This is a genomic window from Micromonospora sp. MH33 (genome assembly GCF_003013775.1).
Classification (GTDB): Bacteria; Actinomycetota; Actinomycetes; order Mycobacteriales; family Micromonosporaceae; genus Micromonospora; species Micromonospora fulviviridis.
Window position 1 is genome coordinate 1 of the sequence record NZ_MUYZ01000601.1, and the last position, 1,760, is coordinate 1,760.

The 1,760-nt window shown below is 69.7% G+C and carries 2 protein-coding genes; both read right to left on the reverse strand.

Annotation, left to right across the window (positions count from 1 at the left end):
- Nucleotides 1–927 (reverse strand): dipeptide ABC transporter ATP-binding protein (locus B0E53_RS36240; protein ID WP_107079893.1); only part of this gene is annotated, 927 nt, incomplete at its 3' end.
- The coding region (locus B0E53_RS36245; RefSeq protein ID WP_107079894.1) for an ABC transporter ATP-binding protein at nt 924–1,760 on the reverse strand (837 nt) is incomplete at its 5' end. The genes B0E53_RS36245 and B0E53_RS36240, both read right to left, overlap by 4 nt.

A 1,760-nucleotide genomic window follows, 5' to 3' on the forward strand; every position in this document is an offset into this window, starting at 1 on the left:
GACCAGGGCGGGTTCTTCGGTGGCGCAGCGTTCCTGGGCCTTCCAGCAGCGGGTGCGGAAGCGGCAGCCCGACGGTGGGTTGAGTGGGGTGGGTACGTCGCCGGTGAGGCGGATGCGTCCGGCCGGCCCGAGGGTGGTGACGTCGGGGATGGCCGAGAGCAGCGCCCGGGTGTAGGGGTGTTGGGGGCGGGTGTAGATGTCGTCGCGGTCGCCGATCTCGACGATCTTGCCGAGGTACATGACGGCGACGCGGTGGCAGAAGTGCCGCACCACGGCGAGGTCGTGGGCGATGAAGACGAACGCCAGGTCGAGGTCGCGTTGCAGGTCACGCAGCAGGTTGATGACCTGCGCCTGGATGGAGACATCCAGTGCGCTGACGGGTTCGTCGGCGACGATGAGCTTCGGGCGCAGCGCGAGTGCACGGGCGATGCCGATGCGCTGGCGCTGCCCGCCGGAGAACTCGTGCGGGTAGCGGTTGTAGTGCTCGGGGTTCAACCCGACCAGTTCCAGGAGTTCCTGGACGCGTTTCTTGACGCCGCCGGGCGGGTTGATCCGGTTGACCTGCAACGGCATGGCCACGATCCGCCCGACGGTGTGCCGGGGGTTCAGCGACGCGTAGGGGTCCTGGAAGATGATCTGGAGGTCCTGCCGCAGCGGCCGCAACTGCGCCCGCCGGGCGTGGGTGATGTCCCGCCCCGCGAACTCGATGGTGCCCGCGGTCGACTCCAGCAAACGCACCAGCATCCGGCCCGTGGTGGTCTTCCCGCACCCGGACTCCCCGACCAGGCCCAGGGTCTCCCCCGGCCGCACGTCGAAGTCCAGGCCGTCGACGGCCCGGACGGCGCCCTTGGCGCGGAAGCCCTCCCGCACCGGGAAGTGCTTGGTCAGCCCCCGCACGCGCAGCAGCGGCTCGGTCTCGGTGCTCATCGGGCCACTCCCACCTGGGCGATGTCCTGCTGGTAAAGCCGGGTGCGCTCCTCGGCCGGCAGGTGGCAGGCCACCAGGTGGCCCGCCTCCCCGGCCGCCCGCAGCTCGGGCACCTCCGTGCGGGAGCGGTCGCCGTTGCGGTCGGCGTACCGGCAGCGCGGGTGGAACGCGCACCCCGACGGCAAGTTGATCAACGACGGCGGATTGCCCTTGATCGGCACCAGGTCCGCGTCGGCGTCACCGTGCAACGACGGCACACTCGACAACAACCCCCAGGTGTACGGATGCTGCGGCCGCCGCAGCACCTGCTCCACACTGCCGTGCTCAACCGCCCGGCCCCCGTACATGACAAGGACGTCATCGGCCACCTGACTGACCACACCCAGGTCATGGGTGATCAGGATGATCGCCGACCGGAACTCGGCCTGCAGATCACTGAGCAGATCCAGGATCTGCGCCTGCACCGTCACGTCCAACGCCGTGGTCGGCTCGTCGGCGATCAGCAGGTCCGGGTCGTTGACCAGGGCCATCGCGATCATCGCCCGCTGCCGCATACCCCCGGAGAACTCATGCGGATACTGATCGAACCGCTTCCCCGGCTGCGGAATGCCAACCCGGCCCAGCATGTCCACCGCCCGGGTGCGGGCCTCCCGCTTCCCGGCCCGCGGATGATGCACCCGGTACGCCTCCGCGATCTGCTTCCCCACCGAGTAGTAGGGGTGCAACGCCGACAACGGATCCTGGAAGATCATCGCCATGTCCCGGCCCCGCAGCCGCCGCACCTCCTCCTCCGGCAGCCCGACCAGCTGACGACCACCCACCGAGATCTCCCC